Origin of the sequence: Chryseobacterium sp. CH25 (assembly GCF_004119455.1) — a bacterium.
Classification (GTDB): domain Bacteria; phylum Bacteroidota; class Bacteroidia; order Flavobacteriales; family Weeksellaceae; genus Chryseobacterium.
Genome location: NZ_NRQT01000004.1, coordinates 103764 through 123932, shown reverse-complemented (window position 1 = coordinate 123932; position 20169 = coordinate 103764). Strand labels below are relative to the sequence as shown.

The following is a 20169-nucleotide window of genomic DNA, read 5'->3' as shown; positions in this document are numbered from 1 at the left end:
TGTTAGTATGAGTATTAAAGAATCATCCACCAATAACGAGAATAGAAAGACAATGGAATCCTGCTGTTCCGAAATATATGCTGTTAACCTGATTAGTGGACGGTGGATTCTTTCCATCTGCTACCAACTCAAAAGAGAAAGATTAAGGTTTGTTGAGCTTAAAAACAGAATTCCGAATATTTCCGAAAGAATGCTTACCCTGCAGCTCAAAAAAATGGAACAGGAAAATCTGGTCATTAAAACAGTATATGCTGAAGTACCCCCAAGAGTAGAATATGAATTATCTGAAATAGGAAAAAAATTACTCCCTGTACTCAGCCAGCTTGAACTTTGGGGTAAAGAGCATAAAGAATCTAAGAAAAAAGACTAATCCTTATTATTATGATTTTATTATAACAGAAAAGAAAGCCAACCCACTTGATCTTACTTTCAAGAATCTGAAGATATAAGTCTTAAAATTAGTTAATATCAACATTCAACTTCCAGATTCCATCCTTTATATTTTGAAAATTATTTATCTTCGCTCCAAATCTTATTTGAAAATGAAGAAGATCATCTCCGGGATATCTATTGTTTGCTCCATTGCCATCTCTGCTCAAGAGACTATACAGTTTCAGGAACTACCATTTAAAGAAATTATAGCAAAAGCCAAAAAAGAAAAAAAATTGGTTTTTATTGATGCGTATGCTTCCTGGTGTGGACCATGCAAAATGATGGAAAAAAATGTTTTTCCTCAGAAATCCGTGAGAGAATATTTCAATACCAACTTCATCAACGCAAGATTTGATATGGAAAAAGGAGAAGGGAGAGATCTTGCTGCCAAATTCGGAGTACGTTCTTATCCTACTTATCTTTTTCTGAACGGTGAAGGTGAGCTTGTTTCCAGAAATACAGGCTATATGGAAGAAAGTATGTTTGTGACAATGGCTCAGGATATCAACTCACAAGGGAGTAAAAAAGGATCTCTGAAAGAAAGATTTGCTAACGGAGAAAAAGACCCTGACTTCCTGATCAATATTATGAAGCTTAATTCTGATACAGATTACGAGTTTGCTAAAAAAGCCTCTGAAAGATATTTTGAAAACAAAAAAGCAGGTGACCCCCTTGCAAAAGATGAAATAGGGTTTATGTTATTTTTCTTAAAGTCAACAGAAGATTCTAACTATAAAGCTTTTGTTTCAAGAAAAGCAGAGATCATCAAATTTCTTCCAGAAGAAACATATAATGAATTTGATGCCCAGCTAAAGCTGTCAAAAATTGTAGAACAGTCCGTTGATGATAAAAATAAAAAAGTAAACGACGAGTACTTTATGAAGATGGCTGAGCCATTGGTAGGAAAACAGACAGCTACTACAAAGCTCAACCAGACCAAGCTTAACTATTATGAGCGAAATGCCAATTTCCCGGAATATGAAAAAGCGGCCTTAGATTACTATAAAAATCCGGAACCATTCAATCCTGATGAACTTTTAAGAGCAGCATGGGTATTTGCAGATCATGTACAGACTCCAGCTTCATTAAAGAAAGCAACCGAATGGGCAGAAAAATCTGTGATGAGAGGAGAAACTTCAGAAAACACATATATCTTAGCTAAGCTTTATTTCTTAACAGGAAACAAGGAAATGGCTCAAAACTATGCTGAAATGTCTAAAAACATGGCAGTTCAGGCAAACAGAGACTCTAAATTAGCTGAAGAGTTATTAAAACAAATAAAATAAACACTTGATGAAATACAGAGTATTAATGGCAGCTTTGGCATTTCTGAGCATAGGTTCACTAAAAGCTCAGGAACAGGAACAAAGCGAAGAGAAAGGTTTGTATGTAAAAGGTAATGCTCTTTTTTTACCAATAGGTATTTTCAATCTGGGTATAGAAAAGCAGATCAGTCCTAAATATACCCTTCAGGGAGATGTCTTTATCTCACCTTGGAAATCTTTTGCAGGACACGAGTTACAATTTTACTCTGTTTCTGCTGAAGGAAGATATTATTTCAAAGAAGCCTTCAAACATTGGTATATCGGAGCCAATCTTTCTGTTGCAGCTTACAATGCTCAAAAATGGAATTATTGGAATGACAATGTTGTTCAAAAAGATGATGGAGAATATGTTATAAACTCTAATCTTTACCAAAAAGGGTACTCTATCATGTTGGGGATTACCGGGGGATACCAGTTTCAGTTATCCGACCGTTGGAATCTTGACCTGTATGCTACCATAGGAACTTCACAAAGTTTTTATAAGGGATATGATAGAACAACCGGCAGACGTTACGATTCTGCAGAAAACCTTAATAAAAGTGGTGAAATTATGCCCTACAGAGGCGGTGTCATGATCTCTTATAAATTTAAATAGTACAATGAAGCCATTCGGAAAAAATCATATTATCATTTCAGTGATCACTTTTGTGATCCTTTTTTTAATGAACTATCTGGGAAACGATCTTCCAGATAAATTACAGAGAGCCTTATTAACGGCTTTTGCAGGTGTTGTTGGTTTAACAATTGGACTCTTTATACTCAATAAGGGCAAGAACGATAAAAATCCACCCCAGAATTTTGATTAGATTAAAGGCTGGAAGTTACTTTCAGCCGTATTACTACTAGCTGATCTTTTAAGAAGGTTAAAATCTTTTTTATAACCTTCATAACTTCCAGCTCCCATCTTCAAGCCTCAAGCCTGTCCTTATTAATCTTCGTATACCACATACCGGGTTCTGATCTTTTCAAAATCTTCCAGATCCTTTTTCCATGAGGCTTTAATTTCCGGAATTGATTTCCCGGCAATAATCTGCTTTCTGAATTCATCAGTACCGGAAAGAGTATCAAACCAAAGGTTTTTCAAAAAGAAATCCAACTGAGGATTTTTGTAGTTCTGATATGCTTTAATAACCCATTCAAGATTCAGTTCTCTTAAATCATTGGGATAGCTGGATAAATCTTCACCATAGCACAGCTTACCGTTTAAAAATGGATCTTTAGCTCCATAACTTGGTTTAGGGGTAAACTTATAGGGAAGATTTTCCGTCCATGGAGAACCATAGATCTGGAAAGGCTGATCTGTACCTCTCCCCACAGAAACCTGAGTTCCTTCAAAAAAACATAGACTAGGATATAAATTAATAGCCTTATCATTAGGCAAATTCGGAGACGGTTTATCCAGCATAGGATAACGTAGTTTTTTGTGGTAGTTCTTCATCTGGATGAGCGTATATTTTGCCTGAACTCCATTTTTCAGCCACTTTTCACCATTCACCATTTTTCCATACTCCCCAATTGTAAGCCCATATACTACAGGAACTTCGTGCATTCCCACAAAACTCGTCCATTTCTTTTTCAAAACAGGGCCATCTGTATATCCATCGTGGGGATTGGGACGATCCAAGACCATTACTTCAACATTATTTTCTGCACCTGCTTCCATCAGGTAAGTTAATGTAGAAATATAAGTATAGAATCTCACTCCTACATCCTGAATATCGAAAACAACCAGATCGATCCCGGCCAATTGCTCAGGCTTCGGCTTTTTGTTGCTCGCATATAAAGAAACAATTGGAATTCCTGTTTTCACATCTACTCCGTTTTTTACTTTCGCACCTGCATCTGCATCCCCTCTGAAACCGTGTTCAGGAGCAAAAATAGCTTTGATCTTTACTCCGTTTTTAACTAGAAAATCCACCAAATGTGTTCTGTCACTCATCAAACCCGTCTGGTTCGTTACTACTCCAATCGTTTTATCCTTTAATAAAGGTAAATAAAGCTCAGGCTGATCTGCTCCGGTTTTAAAATCCGGTTGAACTTGAGTTTGAGAATAATATTGGTTGAATACTCCTAAAAAAATTAGGCAAATCAGAAGTAAATTTTTAATTTTGAAATCTAAATTCATAAGCTTGAAGTTTCCTTTATATTTCTCTAGAAAAATAGCGTTTTCCAAAGATAACAAAAATAACCTTTCACGGGTTATCATCTTCATTGGCAGGCTTTCTGTAGCACTGGGAATTATTGTTTCCCTGATTACCGTAGCCACCGGATTCGGTTCCAAAAAAGCTATTAAAGAGAGACTCGCAGATTTCAGTGGACATATTACAGTAAGGTCTACCCGCTCCAACTCTTCTTATAACACCTCTGTTTTAGATAATCAGGGATTAAATATTGCTAAGATCAAGGAACTGCCGGATGTAGAAAGTATCCAGAAATATGTAACTGTAACCGGAATTATGCGAAATGAACATAATTTTGCAGGAATTATATTTAAAGGAATCGGAAAGGATTTTGATAGTTTAAGATTTAAAAAATTCCTTATTGCAGGGACTACTCCAAAAGTAACGGAAGTAGGCTTCAATAATGATGTGGCAGTTTCACAAAAAATAGCCAACGACCTGCATCTTAAGGTGAATGACAGCATTGTTACCGTTTTCTTAAAAGCGGATCAAAAACCTCTTTACCGTAAGTTCAAAATCATCGGAATTTATAGAACAGATATCAAGCTTATTGATGAACAGTTTGTGATTGGCGGAATAAACCATGCAAGAAAGATTCAGGATATGAAACCTGACGAGATTGGTGGAATTGATATTTTCCTGAAGAACGTCAACGATATTGATAAAGATTTCCCTGATATAGAAAAACTGATCGGCTATAAAAACTATGCTGAAAAAGCCACAGAAAAATTCCCACAAATCACAGACTGGATCAGTATTTTTGATACCAATATCGCACTTATCATCATCATCATGCTGATTGTGGTGGTTATTAATATTATTATGGTTCTTCTTATCCTTATTATTGAAAGAACCAATTCTATTGGTTTACTTAAGACTTTAGGAGCAAGCAATGCGCAAATCAGAGCTACCTTTATCAATTATACCCTTATCATTATGATTCCGGGGCTTTTATATGGTAATGCTATCGGATTGGGATTAATTCTTATTCAGAAATTCTTTGGGGTTATTAAACTTAATCCGGAAAACTATTATGTAAGTACAGTTCCGGTAGACCTTAACCCTGTTGCCATTGTTTCCATCTCATTAGGAATTCTGGCTATATCTGCACTTGCCTTAATTATTCCAAGTTATCTGATCAGCAAGATTTCTCCGGTGAAAGCTATTAAATACAATTAATCTTATTATCGGGTTTAAATAATTAAGCTTTTAATCATCTGTTTTGAGCTGTAATCACATGTGACCTCAGTACGGATAATTTTAAAAGCATTATCTTTGCACCGCATATAAAACATTTATGAAATACGCAAAAAATATCCTTGAAACGATAGGAAACACACCATTGGTAAAACTTAACAATGTACTGGGTGAAGATTTTCCAGCATTAGTTTTAGCAAAAGTTGAGACATTCAATCCAGGAAATTCTGTAAAGGACAGAATGGCTCTTAAAATGATCGAAGATGCTGAAAAAGATGGCAGATTAAAACCTGGAGGAACCATTATTGAAGGAACTTCCGGAAATACAGGAATGGGATTGGCATTAGCTGCTATCATCAAAGGTTACAAGTGTATCTTTGTAACTAACTCCAAACAATCTAAAGAAAAGTGTGATATCCTTCGTGCTGTAGGTGCAGAAGTAATCGTTTGCCCTACTGATGTGAAACCTACTGATCCACGTTCCTATTATTCAGTATCTAAAAGACTGGCTAAAGAAACAGAAAACGGATGGTATGTAAACCAATATGATAATTTATCTAACAGAACGGCTCACTATGAGTCTACAGCTCCTGAAATCTGGGGACAGACAGAAGGAAAACTGACTCACTTTGTAGCAGGTGCAGGAACAGGAGGTACAATTACAGGATGTGGAACATTCTTCAAAGAAAAAAATAAAGATATTAAGGTAATTGGAGTGGATACATACGGTTCTATCCTTAAAGAATTCCACGAAACAGGAGAATTACATTACGATCACGCTTATACTTATATCACAGAAGGAATTGGTGAAGACATCATTCCTGAAAATTATGATATGTCTGTTATTGATCACTTTGAGAAAGTAACGGATAAAGATGGAGCAATCTATGCAAGAAAACTGGCTAAGGAAGAAGGAATTTTCTGTGGGTATTCTGCAGGAAGTGCTATTGCATCATTGGTTCAGATGAAAGATCAGTTTACTAAGGATGATGTTATTGTAGTATTGCTTCACGACCACGGTTCAAGATATGTAGGGAAGATCTACAATGATGAGTGGATGAAGGAAATGGGCTGGTTAGAATAAGCCAGAATACAACACTATAAAATAAAAATCAGAGCAAAATGCTCTGATTTTTTTATGACTGTATTTTATCTTTTAAAATGGTCTTCAGAAAAGAATAATCTCTTTCACTCATTGCTTTTCTAGGGAACATATAGCTGTATTTTCCTTCAAGGGAAATAAAATCATGATTACTGTCGAAAAACTCGAAATCTTTCCATTCGCTGGTTTCTTTTTCCCCATCAATATTGACTGTAAAAAAACTCTGCTCAATTCTGATTTCGTAAACTTTACACTGTTCCAAAGTGTTCAGGTAGCGGGTGACCTGTTTTTTCCACCTTGAAACCTTATTAACACTTACAGACAGATAAACAGCACAAAGCAATAAGATAAAGCTGAAAAAGTACAAAATACCTTGGCTTTCTTTGCTGAAATTATCTTTCAGAAGCAATGCTACCAATAAAATAACTGCTGCAGCAACCGTTGTTATTGTTTTACTTTTAGTTGTAGGAGAAAAAAGCAGGCTGCCCTGATTTCCGCTAAAATAAATATCTTCAAAATTCTTTCTCTCAGGTTTTAATGTAATCACTTTTTCCTCACTCATAATACAGGGTTGCTTTAAAAAGCTACAAAACTAAGCTAAATATCTTCATATTGGTCACTGATGGCTGAAAGTTTGTTCATCAGCTCTCTGTTTCTTCGTTTTAAAGCTTCCAGTTTCTTCAACATATTATGAATAACTTCCAGACCTGGAAGGTTTATTTCAAGGTCGTAATGCCAATTAGCAAATTTTTCCAGATCTGGCAGATCTTCATACATCAGATAATGGATATTATCTTCAATATGTACAGTTAAAAGACCGTATTCTACAAGATCATCAAAAAAGGTGATTTCTATATTGTATATTCTTACGAGTTCTTCCCGTGATATTCTTTCACTCATAGCCTAGGAATTTTTAAGTTGTTCAAAAAGATCTTTCTGCTTATCGGTAAGGTTGGTTGGCAGTTTCACTTCATAGGTTACAAAAAGGTCGCCATGTTCCCCTTCTTTTTTATAGACAGGAAAGCCTTTTCCTTTCAATCTTACGGTCATTCCGCTTTGGGTTTCCGGTTTTACTTTAAGGTTAACGCTTCCATCCAGTGTATTCACTTTTACATCTCCACCTAAAACGGCAGTGTACAAATCAATAGCCACTTTTGTTTTAAGATCATCTCCTACTCTTTCAAAATTGGGATCTACCGGAATATTGAAAGTAATATAAAGATCACCGTTGGGACCGCCATTTGCTCCTGGATTTCCATGACCTTTTAATTTGATTTTCTGGCCATCATAAACTCCTGCAGGAATAGTAATTCTTACTTTCTTCCCATTGATTTCAAAGGTTTGTGGGTGAGTTACCGCTGCATCTTTTAAATTAAGGGTTAATTCTGCCTGTACATCCTGCCCTTTGAACTTTCCTGAAGCTCTTCCTCTTGAGCTTTTACCAAAGCCTCCAGAACCTCCAAACATATTTTGGAAGAAATCTGAGAAATCTTCGCCTTCACCAAAGTCTGCACCAGAGTAACCACCATTGTAGTTCTGCTGCTGATACTGCCTTTGCTGCTGCTGAGCTTTTTCATATTCTTCACCATGTTTCCAGTTTTCCCCGTACTTATCATATTTTGCACGGTTTTCCGGGTTACTGAGAACTTCATTGGCTTCGTTCAGCTCTTTGAATTTTTTTTCTGATTCTTTATCATCAGGATTAAGGTCCGGATGCAGTTTTCTGGCCAATTTCCGGTAAGCCTTTTTAATATCATCCTGGGTTGCGCTTTTATCTACGCCTAAAATTTTATAGTAATCTATATAAGCCATAGAAACGATGTTTACTCAAATTTATGAAATTTAGGTCTGAAAATTGCATAACAGAGTGTTAAAAATAAACCTATCTTTGATAAAAACTACCGCATGAAAGAGGTACTGAAAAATTACTCCGGAATCATATTTTTACTTTTGGGAATTACTGTTGGAAGCATTATTGGAATTGTTGCTCCTGGCTTTGTAGAATACATTAAGCCTTTGGGTGATATTTTCCTGAATCTTCTCTTCGTAAGTGTTGTACCTCTTGTATTTTTTGCGGTATCCAACTCTATTGCTTCTCTTGAACAGCAGTCTAAATTTGGTAAGATCATTCTGATCATGGCACTCACCTTTCTGTTTTTTATTCTGACGGCTGCTATTTTCACCATTTGTGCAGTCTATCTGTTTCCGGTTTCCGGGGTTTCAGGAAGTTCTGATATGATTACTGAAGCAGCAAATGAGGACAGCTGGGGAAATAGGATTGTGAGTTTCTTCACAGTAGGAGAATTTACGGCTTTATTTTCCAGACAGAACATGTTGGCTCTTCTTATTTTTGCTTTCATGACGGGGTTTGCAGCCAGAAAAACGGGAGAAGTTGGAAAACCTTTCAGAATTTTTATAGCATCGGGATATGAGGTGATGAAAGAACTTCTTTTGTTGGTGATGAAACTGGCACCCATTGGTCTGGGAGCTTATTTTGCCTATCAGGTAGCTACCTTAGGGCCACAGCTTTTTGGGTTTTATGCTAAACCTTTAGGATTATATTACGTGGCGGGAATTATTTATTTCCTTGTTTTCTTTTCCATTTATGCATTTATGGCGAGCGGACAGAAAGGGGTAAAAAGTTTCTGGACTAATGCGATATACCCTACTCTTACAGCAATAAGTACTTGTAGTAGCTTTGCGACCATGCCGGCTAATTTACAGGCAGCTTCTAAGATCGGAATACCGAATTCCATTGCCAATCTGGTAATCCCTATTGGAACAACACTGCATAAAAATGGGTCTTCGATGTCTTCAATTATCAAAATTTATGTAGCTTTTTTAATTATTGGAAAAGATTTTTTTGATCCTTCCAACTTGCTCTTAGCTTTGGGAATTACCGTTTTTGTGAGTATTGTAGCGGGTGGAATTCCTAATGGTGGATATATTGGCGAAATGCTGATGATCTCTGTCTATAAATTACCTCAGGAAGCTATTCCGGCGGTAATGATTATCGGAACTCTGGTAGATCCTTTAGCTACCGTTTTAAACTCTGTGGGAGATATTGTCGCCGCGATGTTTGTGAACCGGTTTGTCAAGGATTGACGGTTGATATAAAATTCTTAAGTTTATTCACTGCGTTTTACTGCCTCAAGATTTTCATATTCTTCAGGAGTAAAAAGTCTGTATTCTACTTTGAAAGTCTTTCCTAAAGGAGTTTCTAATGAGAAGCCTCCCGGTCCGAAACCATCTGTTACATCAAGGGTAAAATGGGAATATTTCCAGTATTCAAAAAGATCGCGGTCTATCCAGAATTCATGTCCGTTAATGGTTCCGATCATGGCATCATTCATTCTTGGGAAAAAACCTCCTTTTTCGAAGCATTGTGGTTGTGTGCCTTCACAACAGCCTCCTGCCTGGTAAAACATCAGATCACCGTATTTCTCCTCAAGTTCACGGATGACTTCAAAGGCTTTTTCTGTGGCGGAAAGTCTTGATATTTTTGTTTCCATTTTTATTGTTTTAAAATCATAAAGGTTATTTATAAAAGATCCCGGTAAAATAATTTTTTCACCGGGATCAACCACTTCATTATTTAATTTGAGCCTGCAATATCTAATACGATTCTGCCATCGATCTGCCCTTTTTTCATTTTATCAAATACATCATTAATATCTTCTAGTTTTGCTGAAGTTACTGTAGCTTTTACAAGTCCTTCATTTGCAAAATCTAATGCTTCCTGTAAATCTTTTCTGGTTCCTACTATAGATCCTCTTACAGTAATTCTCTTTAATACTGTTTCAAAAATCGGAAGTTCAAATGATCCGGGTGGCAATCCATTTAGAGCAATAGTTCCTTTCCGTCTTAAAACATCTATACCTTGTTTGAAAGCAATGGGTGAAACAGCAGTAATCAATGCACCATGCATTCCACCTACTTCTTTATGTAAATATTCGCCAGGATCTGTATTTTTTGCATTAACCACCAGGTCTGCGCCTAATTTTTTGGCCAAATCAAGCTTATCATCTGCTACATCAATAGCCGCTACATGCATTCCCATTGCTTTTGCATACTGAACTGCTACGTGACCCAAACCTCCGATTCCTGATATGGCCACCCATTCACCAGGTTTGGTCTCGGTTTCTTTTAGTCCTTTATATACTGTTACTCCGGCACATAAAATAGGAGCAATTTCCAGAAAGTTTACATCTGGTTTTAAGTGCCCTACATATCTTGAATCTGCAATTACATATTCTGCAAATCCTCCATCAACGCTATATCCACCATTTTTCTGAGCTTCACAAAGTGTTTCCCATCCTGTAATACAGTAATCACAACAACCGCAGGCACTGTAAAGCCATGGCACACCTACCGCATCGCCTTCTTTTACAAAAGCTTCAGGGCCACAAGCCACTACAATTCCTACCCCTTCATGCCCGGGAATAAGTGGCATTTTGGGTTTAGCCGGCCAGTCTCCATCTACTGCATGTAAATCTGTATGGCAAACACCACAGGCTATCACCTTCACAAGTACTTCATATCTTCCGGGTTCTCTAACAGGAACTTCTTCAATCTTCAAGGGCTGTCCATAACCTTGGACTACCGCAGCTTTCATCGTTTTGGGGATCATATTTTATTTTTTGAATGAGTTTTATTATGGTTATTTTAAGTAATTATCCGATTATTTTATCATTTAAATATTTTTTAAGGGTATGTATAGGGAAATGTTACACTTAATGCGTGAGGGATAGTAAGGGCGGCGAGGCACGAGCCGGTGCGTCATGCAATAAAGCACCGAAACGAAGTGAAGCCCTGCATAGCCCGACCGTTTGCCCTGGGAAAAGCCAAGGCAATCGGGCACGTCCTACATAATATTAAAAGAAACCTAACTTATTTTTGTTATAGGAGATCAGCATATTTTTGGTCTGACGATAATGATCCAGCATCATTTTATGATTCTCTCTTCCTATTCCTGATTGTTTATACCCACCAAAAGGGGCTCCTGCCGGATATGAATGGTATTGGTTTACCCAAACTCTTCCTGCTTCAATCTGACGTGGTATATTGTATAGTTGATGAGCATCTCTCGTCCATACTCCAGCTCCTAATCCATAGATGGTATCGTTGGCAATTTTAACAGCCTCTTCTTCATCTTTAAAGGTTGTAAATGCCAGTACAGGTCCGAAGATTTCTTCCTGGAAAATTCTCATTCTGTTATTTCCTTTGAAGACGGTAGGCTGAATATAGTATCCGTCCTCCAGATCTTCTCCCAGATGATTGACATCTCCTCCTACCAATACTTCTGCACCTTCATCTACCCCCAACTGGATATAGGAAAGTATCTTATCTTTTTGAATTTTTGAAGCCTGAGCTCCCATCATCACTGTTTTATCCAGCGGATTTCCTACTTTGATTGCTTTTACCCTTTCAATTACTCTTTCGATGAAAGCATCTGCAATACCTTCCTGAACCAGCAGTCTTGACGGACATGTACAGATCTCTCCCTGGTTAAGGGCAAAAAGAACAGCTCCTTCAATCGCTTTATCCAGAAATTCGTCATCAGCATCCATCACAGAATTGAAGAATACATTGGGTGATTTCCCTCCTAATTCCAACGTTACAGGAATAATATTTTCTGTTGCATACTGCATTACCATACGACCTGTAGCTGTAGACCCTGTGAAGGCTGCTTTGGATACTTTAGGATTTGTTACCAAAGCTCTTCCCAATTCTGCACCGAAGCCGTTCACAATATTCACAACTCCTGCCGGTAATAAATCTCCAATTAATTCCATTAAGATCATAATAGAAACCGGTGTACTTTCTGCAGGTTTTAAAACTACACAGTTTCCTGCTGCTAATGCAGGAGCAAGCTTCCATGTTGCCATAAGAATCGGAAAGTTCCATGGAATAATCTGTGCAATAACTCCCAGAGGCTCATGAACAATCAGGGAAACGGTATCTTTATCCAGTTCATTGTGAGATCCTTCTTCTGCCCGGATAACTGAAGCAAAATATCTGAAATGATCAATTGCCAAAGGAATATCAGCAGCTAAGGTTTCTCTGACAGCCTTCCCGTTATCAATGGTTTCTACAGTAGCCAGATATTCTAAATTCTGTTCTATTCTGTCTGCAATTTTATTAAGAATGATACTTCTTTCCGTGGCTGAAGTATGCTTCCAGGTCTGGAATGCCTTTTCTGCTGCATCTACAGCAAGTTCCAGATCTTCTTTTGAGGAATGAGCGACCTGTGTAAAATTCTTACCATCAACAGGTGAAACTACATCAAAATATTGTCCTTTAACGGGTGGAGTGAATTTTCCGTCAATATAATTATCATATCTGCTTTTGAACTCGGGACGTTGTAAAAGCGTTGTTGATCTTGGTTCTGTAAGAGTACTCATATCAGTATTTATTTAATTTTTTAGATACCCCCAAATTACACGGATGCGTGAAAAACCTATAGCACAATCGTATAAAAAAAGTGCAGAATAGTACAGAAATCAATTTTATTATTTTATTAACAGCAACGTTGGAGCAAATTTTATATATTTGAGTTACCGCCTTTATCAAAATACTCAGAAATGAACAACAATAGTAAGATTTTATTAAATACTCCTGAATTACGAAAGGAAAACCAGCTATTGAGTCTTGTTGAAAATCAGACAAAGTTCAATCTAAACAATTGTGAATTCAGTATCTACGAAACGCATAAAGCGGCCTTCGGGGTGAAGCTTCATTTTGAAAATATTGCATTTACTGCTATGCTGAGAGGCAAAAAGCACATGAAACTGGATAACAAGACAAATTATTTTGATTATTTTCCAGGAGAAAGTATTCTGGTAGCACCTGGTGAAACTATGGTCATTGATTTTCCTGAGGCTGATGAAACTCCTACTCAATGTATCTCTTTAAGTTTAAATCCTGACTTTATAGAGAATTCTCTTAATCATTTAAATTATCATTTTCCAAAAGCAGATGAAGCATCACAATGGAATATTCAGCTGGATGAATATTTTCTATTTAACAACCAGGCATTGGCTTCTGCAACCAACAATATTATGAGGATTGCTATGGATGATAATTCTCAAAAGGATATCATGGCTGATTTCGCTCTGAAAGAACTTCTGATACGGCTTATGCAGACACAGGCCAGGAGTATGGTAGAGAGAAATATTGTAAAAAATAAATCGAGAATTGGCTTTGCTGTAGATTATATTAAAAGAAACCTTCATCAGAAATTGTCAATAGAAAGTATTGCCAAGCTTGCGTATGTGAGCAAATCGAACTTCTTTAAGATGTTCAAAGATGAATTGGGAACTTCCCCTAATGACTTTATCCTGCAGGAAAGAATCAGTAAGGCTAAAGAATTACTGGCTACCCAGAACAGCATTAAAGAAACCGCTTACCAAACTGGGTTTTCGGATACCAATTATTTCACCAGAGTCTTTAAGCAACTGGAAGGAATAACACCTAAGAGCTATCAAAACAGGATGATTGTGCGGGAGTAATGACAGATACGAGGTACGGGATTCGTGTTACGAAACTGCTTAGTTACTTTTCAATGAAATTCAAATAAAAAAGAGCCCCATTTTCATGGAGCTCTTCTTATTTATATTAAAAATGTTAGTTCTTAATAATTGTCATTCTGCTTAATGTTCGGGTTAGCCTGAATAGCATTGATCGGAATTGGCCATTGCCATAAGTCACTTTTTGCATCCAGAGTCTGAATAAGCGCTTTTGATCCGCTACCATCAGCAATATCTCCTTTATTGGATCTTGTAATAGACTTTCCTAATCTTTTCAAAGTATACCATCTGTCATTTTCAAAAGCAAGCTCCAATCTTCTTTCTTTCAGGATAGCGTCTAAAAGAGCTGTTCCAGCTTCTGTCCCAGGAGTAAATGAAGTATATCTTTCTTTTCTCAACTGGTTTAACAAAGTAAGAGCAGTTCCCTCGTTACCTGATCTGTAAGATGCTTCTGCTACGTTCAGTAATACTTCAGCAGTTCTCAGATACTTAACTGGTACAATGTTAACCGGTCCACCGTTACCTGCATATTTTGTAATGTGGTTGTACATTTTCTTGTTGTACAATGCAGTAGTGAAGTAAGCTGTTTTTCTTACGTCATTAGCAGCGAAAGTGTTGAAGAAATCGTAATCTGCAACAAATTCTGATCTGTATTGACCATCAATTAACTGGTTATAAGCAACCCCTACTGTATTACGTTCAGGTGCAGCATTTGAAATCTGGAATAAAACACCATCAGTAATTTTAGCCAATCCTTCATTTTCTTTCCAGATACTGTTAAAGTTAGCCAATGTTGTAACACTTGGTGAAAGCCCTAATGCTAACTGACCGTATTTTACAGTATTTGCATTATCTCCTTTATAAAGATATACTCTTGATAATAATCCGTATACAGCAGCTTTGCTGAATCTTCCTTTATCGGCATCATTCTGTGTAATTTTATCAGCAGCAATTAATAAATCAGCGATTACTTTCTTATATGAATCATCTACTGATAAACTTCTTGAAGAATCATTATTCAATGGTCTATAAGATTCAGAATAATAGATACCATATTGGTTCTTTGCTACTGAGTTTTGTGTTGGGATTACAGAGTAAGCTCTTAAAATATCAAAATGAGCTGCTGCTCTGATAGCTCTTGCTTCTGCTTCAACATTATCTTTCTGAGCACCGGATAAAACTCCGTTTCCTAAATAAGAAAGAACAAAGTTAGCTCTGCTTACTACAGCATATGCTGCACTGAACAATCCTGTAGTCTGTGAATTATCTGCAGAGAATTCAAAGTTAGAAGCTGAAGCGTTAGAGTTTCTTCCTGCATCTGAAATGATAAGGTTATCAGTAGTAAGATCTCCCATAATAAGCTGGTTACCTGCATCACTAGTGTAATAACCTGTTCCTTTAAATGCAGTATAAGCTCCATCTAAAGCCTGTCTGAATGATTCAGGTCTGGTCATAGCTTGCTCTTCAGCTTCATTCACAGATGAAATCTGATCCAAATTTCTTTCACAAGACGTTAACGATACAAAAACAGTCAACGCAGCTAAACTTATTTTTATTATATTCTTTTTCATAAAGCTATTCAATATTAAAATTCTAATTGCATTCCTACCATGATCGTTCTTACAGCAGGATAAGTATAAAGGTTAAATGATCCTGGAACAAATAATGATGCAGATTCAGCAGATCCTACAGAAATTTCAGGTTCTCCGTGGAAATTAGTAAATGTAAATAAGTTCTGCCCCTGTACAAACATTCTCAGTTTATTAATTGGTGCATCTTCTCCAAGAATCTTTTTATCAAATGTATATCCTAGTGTAAGGGATCTTAATCTTAAGTAGTCTGATTTCTCAATCCACTGATCAGAATCACGCATACCGTTAGAATCTACTCTTTGGTATACTCCTGTATCACCTGGTTGTCTCCACATATTAGCAGCTGCCTGCGCCATGTTTCTTCCTCCTTTAGCCTGAGTTGGGTCAACAGCAAGCAGATACATGTTGTTATATGTATAACCTCCTAACTTGAATGTAAAGTCTGCACTGAAGTCGAATCCTTTATATTGAAGTGTAGTTCCGAAACCTCCGAAGCTTGTTGGGAAAGGAGATTTGTCTGTAAGCGCAACAGCATCAGAAGCACTGTATTTTTCTGTAATGTTTCCTGCTTTATCGTAATATTGAGCATTTCCATTATCTGGGTTTACCCCTGCAAATCTAACACTATAGAATGCATATGGAGATTCACCTACTTTAAGATAAGTATATCCAAGGTTTCTTTCAGTTTGTCCGTCTGCCAGCTTATCAAGAGTTGATTTCTGGAAAGAGATGTTAGCACGTACAGTCCATTGGAAATCTTTCTTTCTCATCACGTCTACGCTTAATTCAGCTTCAAGACCTTTCTGAGTCATATCACCAGCATTGATATATTGGTAATATGAACCTTCCTGCTTATCTAATGGTACTAATTGAACGAAATCTTTTCTCTTGTTTTGGTAAACTTCAACAGATCCACGGATTCTTCTCTTCCACATTGTAAAGTCAACCCCTGCATTGGTTACCGCATTAGATTCCCATTTCAGGTTTGTGTTACCAACGATGTAAACTTTTTCGGCACTGTTGTAAGTTCCAGGGAATAAAGCTGCGTTATTTCCGTATAAATCGAAACCAACATTAGCTACATTATAATAGTCAGATAATGAACCGTCATTTCCTGTTGTACCGTAAGAAGCTCTAAGTTTCAAGTCGTTGATGAAACCACCTTTCATGAAGTCTTCTTTGGCAATGTTCCAAGCAGCACTTGCAGACCAGAAGATCCCGCTCTTGTTATTAGCTCCAAATCTTGAAGACGCATCTCTTCTTAATGATCCAGTTGCTAAATATTTACCTTCATAATCATAGTTAACCATACCAGCTAAACTGAAAAGAGTATTTCTAACTTTAGTTCCGGTAAATGTATTTCTGTCTGAAGGAGTCGTGATAGAAGGAACGCTAAGAGTAGTAGATTTTAATCCATAAGCACTTGCATTCACTGTTTCAGTGTAGTTATCGTTATATTCGATAAATCCTAAGAAATCAAAATTATGTTTTCCGAATGATTTCTTATAATTTAATGAGTTATTCCACGTATAGTTAAATGCATAGAATGAGTTTTTCGCTAATGAACCTGTAGGGATTTTGTTCGTAGTTAAATCCAGGTTAGATCCCTTTTTCATCCAAGTGGTATTCATATACCAATCGTAAAGCCCGTTGAAATTCGTTTTAAATTTCAACCCGTTCGTGATCTTATATTCTGCGAATAAAGTTACCGGAATTCTTAATCTCTGATCTTCAGATCTGTTATTACGGATCTGCTCTACAGTATTTGAACCCGCTCTCATTTTCTGATTGTAGCTTCCATCTGGGTTATAAATCGGCTCGTAAGGAGCATATTTATACATTGCCGCGAATGGGTTCTGTGTATTGTTTCTGTCTCTGAAGTTTTCTGTAACCTGATATTGAATACCAAGGTTAACTCCAACATTTAACTTTTCGCTTAATTTGTTAGTAAAACCGAAGTTACCTGTATATCTCTTAAGTCCGTCTACGTCTCTAAGAATACCGTTATCAGCATCATATCCTAATGAATAGTAGAATGTGCTTTCTCTAGATCCTCCCTGTGCACTGAACAAGTAAGACTGAATACTTGAAGGTCTCAACAGGTCTTTTTGCCAGTTGTGATCATAAACAGCAAGTGCATTAATTTCAGCTTGAGATCTTGGAGCTACTCCTAAGTAACCTAGCTCATTCTGGTAGTTCATTAACTCTCTGGCATTCATCATCGTGAAGTTCTTATCCTTCAGCTTTTCACTGAAACCAAACTTACTTTCAAATGAATAGTTAGTTTTTCCAACTTTTCCGGCTTTAGTTGTTACTACAACTACCCCGTTTGCTCCTCTTGCACCATACTGAGCCGTAGCTGCAGCATCTTTAAGAACGGAAATTGATTCTACGTCTGCAGGGTTGATTGCACTAAACTGTCTAGCAGACATGTACATGCCATTTACTACATAAGTAGGCTCAGAAGAACCACCAACACCAGCAACCCCTCTTACCATGATTGTAGCAGTAGAACCTGGCTGTCCGGTAGCACTTTGTACGTATACCCCTGAAGCTCTACCCTGTAAAGAGTTTCCGATAGATGTTGTAGGAGAGTTTCTTCTGATAGCATCTCCACTTACAACGGCCTGAGCCTGGGTAATTTCATCTGCTTTTTTCTTCTGATATCCAGTAACGATTACCTCATCGATCTTATTCTCCTTCAGAATAGAATCATTCTTAGATTTTTGCGCATAGGCAGCTTGTCCTAAAAAAAACAAAGCTCCAGCACTTAATACATGTAACTTCACATTCATATTAACAGATTTTAATATATTCAAGGGGACAAATATGTTAATAAATATTAATAACATCAATTTATTAAAACCTCAAAAAAGCCCATCAGAAAAGGATTATCCGCACTTAACTCTAAAAAACGATAAAAAAAAACTCCAATTATATTTGAAATTTTAAAGAATACCAAAGCTTTTTAAACATTAAGGAGATTTTAAAGAAAAGTAAAATAAAAATTAATGTACATTAATTTAAAGAATCAAATGAAAAAAATAAATAATAAGCGCCAATATTAATGAAAAAAATAAAACAAAGCTCATTCGTTTTTTAGCCAAAATCAGTAAAAGCACTAGTGTTTTTTAATGAAATGCTATCAAAAAAGACCTGATAAAAGTCAGGAATACGGCTTAAAAAGACTGTTGTTGTAAAAATAAAATTAAAAATACGTTAATATATGTTAGCTAAAAACAAATATCAATCAGTAGATTTTTGAGATTATTCTCTTATGTTATTTTTGATATTGAAATAATGCTTTTCATAAAATAAATTACTCTATTTTCTTTTTTAAGCTTAACATTTTTTATCAAATAAATCATATAATCAGTCAATGCCATGTTACTATTTATTAACAATGATATCACGGAGTAAGTACAAAAAAAAAGCATTTCAAAACTGAAATGCTTTTTTATAATATTTACTGCTATACTATTTTTGATGATTATAATATCTCGCTCCCATTAAAACAGGGCTTTCAGTCTCTATAGAAACAAGACCAAATCCTTTATAATCAGGATTTACAGACTGATTTAACTGCTTCCTGTGAAGCTTTTCATAAATTTCAAAATCAATAGCTTTTCTATTGTTCAGATTTTCAAATAAATTCCACTTTTCTACCACTGTTTTCCAATTGGAGGATACTTTACCGGCAAATACTTTTGATTTGGAACCACTGCCGTATCCAAAGAAACCAATTTCTTTTCCGGATAAATCTTCATTTTCATCAAAAGAAGTCTGTAAGCCAGAAAGGAATGCCATAAAAATAGAAGCAGTATACATATTTCCTATTTCTGATGATGCTCTCTGAGTTTTTTCAATAGCTTCATTAATCAGCTGGAGATAATTTTCTGATTTAGCAACTGCTTTCTGTTCATCCGGAGTTTCATAAGAAATTCCATTTTCCAGACTGTATATCTCTGTAAAGACTCTTTTCCCGTGAAAAGCATAGGGCAAATGAAAAACAATATACTTCCAGTTTTCATAAGGCTTCTCCTGTCCTGTAACCTCTTTATAGTGCTGATAAGCTTCTCTGATTCTATCCTGATAGCACTGATTGGAATACTGTCCATCAAAAACCGGTTCATCTGTAAAGATTTCAATTTTATCAGGATACATTTCCGGTGCTCCGTTCAGATCTTCTTTTTTATATTGTCTTCTTGGTTTGAAAAAGTCAAAAACACTTTCTGTAGCTACTCCCCAGTTATTTTCAATTTCAAGAAGGTCAGGTTTTGCAGAGATCAATAATGCAACTGCTCCACCACCCTGTGTATATTCTCCAGAGGAAGCCAATTCATATTTTGCATAGTCACTGGCAATGATTACCGCCTTTTTATCTGGATTTACTCTTACAAAATCTAAAGCATTATGTAAAGCATCTACTCCACCTACACAGGCAAAAGTCATATCCACAACATCACAGTTTTTAAAAACTCTTTCTCCAAATTCTGCGGCCATTACCTTTTCAACCATCTGCATGGCATAAGAAGCAGTTGGCTTTGCTGCATCTACAGCACTTTCCGTACCCAGATAAATTCTTGAAATTTCTTTAGGGTTGATCTTATAGTCTTGAATTAACCTTAATAATGCTTCTGCAGCAAAGGTTGCAGCATCTTCATGCGCATCAGGCAATCCCATTTTATGCAGTCCTAGCCCTTTCTCCAATTTTGCCGGTTCTATGCCTCTTTTTTCAGCTAAATCTTTAATTTCCAAATACAAAGAAGGCACATAATAGCTTGCCGCTTCAATTCCAAAACTCATATTTTT

At 36.5% G+C, this 20169-nt stretch carries 18 protein-coding genes and 2 pseudogenes; 8 read left to right on the top strand and 12 right to left on the bottom strand.

Features of this window, described 5'->3' with window-relative positions; genetic code table 11:
* Positions 1–7: 7 nt before the first annotated feature.
* The 4 genes from BOQ64_RS11340 (at position 8) to BOQ64_RS11325 (ending at position 2563) form a co-directional block, all read left to right on the top strand.
* Positions 8–370: a winged helix-turn-helix transcriptional regulator gene (locus BOQ64_RS11340; RefSeq protein ID WP_129055333.1), complete on the top strand. Its 363-nt coding sequence runs from the start codon at positions 8–10 to the stop codon at positions 368–370.
* A 172-nt stretch (positions 371–542) separates the two neighbouring features.
* Positions 543–1718, top strand: a complete 1176-nt coding sequence (locus BOQ64_RS11335) for a thioredoxin family protein (protein WP_129055332.1) — start codon at positions 543–545, stop codon at positions 1716–1718.
* 7 nt (positions 1719–1725) lie between these two features.
* Positions 1726–2352 (top strand): DUF3575 domain-containing protein, encoded by a 627-nt coding sequence (locus tag BOQ64_RS11330; RefSeq protein ID WP_129055330.1) that lies wholly within the window; start codon positions 1726–1728, stop codon positions 2350–2352.
* 4 nt (positions 2353–2356) lie between these two features.
* Positions 2357–2563: a hypothetical protein gene (locus BOQ64_RS11325; RefSeq protein ID WP_065398796.1), complete on the top strand. Its 207-nt coding sequence runs from the start codon at positions 2357–2359 to the stop codon at positions 2561–2563.
* 122 nt (positions 2564–2685) lie between these two features.
* Here the strand turns inward: BOQ64_RS11325 and BOQ64_RS11320 are convergent, their stop codons facing one another.
* Positions 2686–3882: an exo-beta-N-acetylmuramidase NamZ domain-containing protein gene (locus BOQ64_RS11320; RefSeq protein ID WP_129055328.1), complete on the bottom strand. Its 1197-nt coding sequence runs from the start codon at positions 3880–3882 to the stop codon at positions 2686–2688.
* A 4-nt stretch (positions 3883–3886) separates the two neighbouring features.
* On the opposite strand from BOQ64_RS11320, the gene BOQ64_RS11315 reads away from it, so the two are divergent.
* Positions 3887–5116, top strand: a complete 1230-nt coding sequence (locus BOQ64_RS11315; RefSeq protein ID WP_129055326.1) for an ABC transporter permease — start codon at positions 3887–3889, stop codon at positions 5114–5116.
* Positions 5117–5234: 118 nt separating this feature from the next.
* Positions 5235–6218 carry a PLP-dependent cysteine synthase family protein gene (locus tag BOQ64_RS11310; protein ID WP_129055324.1) on the top strand — a complete coding sequence of 328 codons (984 nt, stop codon included), beginning with the start codon at positions 5235–5237 and terminating at the stop codon, positions 6216–6218.
* 52 nt (positions 6219–6270) lie between these two features.
* Here BOQ64_RS11310 and BOQ64_RS11305 read toward each other — a convergent pair whose 3' ends face one another.
* The 5 genes and pseudogenes from BOQ64_RS11305 to BOQ64_RS24835 form a co-directional block, all read right to left on the bottom strand.
* A complete protein-coding gene (locus BOQ64_RS11305) occupies positions 6271–6798 on the bottom strand; it encodes a hypothetical protein (protein ID WP_129055322.1) in 528 nt (175 codons plus the stop codon).
* A gap of 35 nt (positions 6799–6833) precedes the next feature.
* Positions 6834–7136, bottom strand: a complete 303-nt coding sequence (locus BOQ64_RS11300) for a chaperone modulator CbpM (protein ID WP_129055321.1) — start codon at positions 7134–7136, stop codon at positions 6834–6836.
* A 3-nt stretch (positions 7137–7139) separates the two neighbouring features.
* A pseudogene (locus BOQ64_RS24845) lies at positions 7140–7616 on the bottom strand (DnaJ C-terminal domain-containing protein); the annotation flags it as partial.
* Positions 7616–7825 (bottom strand): hypothetical protein, encoded by a 210-nt coding sequence (locus tag BOQ64_RS24840; RefSeq protein WP_410494446.1) that lies wholly within the window; start codon positions 7823–7825, stop codon positions 7616–7618. The pseudogene BOQ64_RS24845 and the gene BOQ64_RS24840, both read right to left, overlap by 1 nt.
* A 34-nt stretch (positions 7826–7859) precedes the next feature.
* Positions 7860–8048, bottom strand: a pseudogene (locus tag BOQ64_RS24835) (DnaJ domain-containing protein); the annotation flags it as partial.
* 93 nt (positions 8049–8141) lie between these two features.
* On the opposite strand from BOQ64_RS24835, the gene BOQ64_RS11290 reads away from it, so the two are divergent.
* Complete coding sequence (locus BOQ64_RS11290; RefSeq protein WP_129055317.1) at positions 8142–9341, top strand: dicarboxylate/amino acid:cation symporter; 1200 nt, start codon at positions 8142–8144, stop codon at positions 9339–9341.
* Positions 9342–9364: 23 nt separating this feature from the next.
* Here BOQ64_RS11290 and BOQ64_RS11285 read toward each other — a convergent pair whose 3' ends face one another.
* The 3 genes from BOQ64_RS11285 to BOQ64_RS11275 all read right to left on the bottom strand — a co-directional run bounded on the left by BOQ64_RS11285 (position 9365) and on the right by BOQ64_RS11275 (position 12640).
* Complete coding sequence (locus BOQ64_RS11285; RefSeq protein WP_129055315.1) at positions 9365–9748, bottom strand: DUF779 domain-containing protein; 384 nt, start codon at positions 9746–9748, stop codon at positions 9365–9367.
* Between the two features lie 83 nt (positions 9749–9831).
* The gene (adhP, locus tag BOQ64_RS11280; RefSeq protein ID WP_129055313.1) at positions 9832–10866 is read right to left on the bottom strand and encodes an alcohol dehydrogenase AdhP; all 1035 of its coding nucleotides are present in this window, start codon (positions 10864–10866) and stop codon (positions 9832–9834) included.
* A gap of 244 nt (positions 10867–11110) precedes the next feature.
* Positions 11111–12640 (bottom strand): aldehyde dehydrogenase family protein, encoded by a 1530-nt coding sequence (locus BOQ64_RS11275; protein ID WP_129055311.1) that lies wholly within the window; start codon positions 12638–12640, stop codon positions 11111–11113.
* Positions 12641–12820: 180 nt separating this feature from the next.
* On the opposite strand from BOQ64_RS11275, the gene BOQ64_RS11270 reads away from it, so the two are divergent.
* Complete coding sequence (locus BOQ64_RS11270; RefSeq protein ID WP_129055309.1) at positions 12821–13747, top strand: AraC family transcriptional regulator; 927 nt, start codon at positions 12821–12823, stop codon at positions 13745–13747.
* A gap of 122 nt (positions 13748–13869) precedes the next feature.
* Here BOQ64_RS11270 and BOQ64_RS11265 read toward each other — a convergent pair whose 3' ends face one another.
* The 3 genes from BOQ64_RS11265 to BOQ64_RS11255 all read right to left on the bottom strand — a co-directional run bounded on the left by BOQ64_RS11265 (position 13870) and on the right by BOQ64_RS11255 (position 20163).
* Entirely contained in the window at positions 13870–15336 is a 1467-nt protein-coding gene (locus BOQ64_RS11265; protein ID WP_129055307.1) for a RagB/SusD family nutrient uptake outer membrane protein, read from the bottom strand.
* A 14-nt stretch (positions 15337–15350) separates the two neighbouring features.
* The gene (locus BOQ64_RS11260; RefSeq protein WP_129055305.1) at positions 15351–18152 is read right to left on the bottom strand and encodes a SusC/RagA family TonB-linked outer membrane protein; all 2802 of its coding nucleotides are present in this window, start codon (positions 18150–18152) and stop codon (positions 15351–15353) included.
* Between the two features lie 682 nt (positions 18153–18834).
* A complete protein-coding gene (locus BOQ64_RS11255) occupies positions 18835–20163 on the bottom strand; it encodes a hydroxymethylglutaryl-CoA synthase family protein (RefSeq protein ID WP_129055303.1) in 1329 nt (442 codons plus the stop codon).
* Between the last annotated feature and the right edge of the window lie 6 nt (positions 20164–20169).